General features: G+C 68.5%; 1 protein-coding gene. It reads right to left on the reverse strand.

Annotation, left to right across the window (positions count from 1 at the left end; all coding sequences use genetic code 11):
* Positions 1-902 (reverse strand): dTDP-4-dehydrorhamnose 3,5-epimerase family protein (locus tag DWX39_RS08340; RefSeq protein WP_117759329.1); only part of this gene is annotated, 902 nt, incomplete at both ends.

Below are 902 nucleotides of genomic sequence, written 5' to 3' on the forward strand. Positions count from 1 at the left end.
CGGGCACCCGGCCACGGCGATGTCGCCGGCGGCCTTCGTCTGGCCGTAGACGGACAGCGGGCTGAATGGCTCCTCCTCGTCATGCACCTCCTCGGTGCCGTCGAAGACGTAGTCGGAGGACACGTGCACGAGCGTGATCCCGTGCCCGGCGCAGGTGCGTGCGAGAAGCGCGGGCCCCGTCGCGTTGGCCTTCCAGGCGGTCACGCGGCCCTCGGGGGTCTCCGCTTTATCCACGGACGTGTAGGCGCCGCAGTTGATCACGGTGCCGTAGAGCGACCAGTCGTACTGCGAATAGGCGTCCGGGTCGGACATGTCGAAAGTGTCGATGTCGCAGAAGTCGAAGTCCTTCGCCACACCGCGCTCCTCGGCCAGCGCGCGCACCGCGCGGCCCAGCTGGCCGTTGCAGCCGGTGACGAGGGTGCGCCTGGGAGCCATCGGGACGACGTCGGCGAGCATCGGGTGGTTGAGGTCGGCCTCGGAGACGGTGGCCTCGGCCAGCGGGATCGGCCACTCGATGGCGAGCTCGGGGTCGGCGAGGTTCACGAAGGTGTAGGTCCTCTTCAGCTCGAGGGACCAGTGGGCGTCCACCAGGTAGGTGTAGGCGGTGCCGTCCTCCAGGGCCTGGAAGGAGTTGCCCACGCCGCGCGGGACGTAGATGGCCTTACTCGGGTCGAGCGTGCAGGTGAACACCTTCCCGTAGGTGGCGCTGCCCTCGCGCAGGTCGACCCAGGCGCCGAAGACCGAGCCTCGGGCCACCGAGATGAACTTGTCCCAGGGCTCGGCGTGGATGCCGCGGGTGACGCCGCGGCTGTCGTTGTAGGAGATGTTGTTCTGGACGACCCTGAGGTCCGGGATGCCCAGGGCGGTCATCTTGGCGCGCTGCCAGTTCTCCTTGAACCAGC

The organism is Collinsella sp. AF19-1LB (assembly GCF_003459655.1).
In the GTDB taxonomy this organism is placed as follows: domain Bacteria; phylum Actinomycetota; class Coriobacteriia; order Coriobacteriales; family Coriobacteriaceae; genus Collinsella.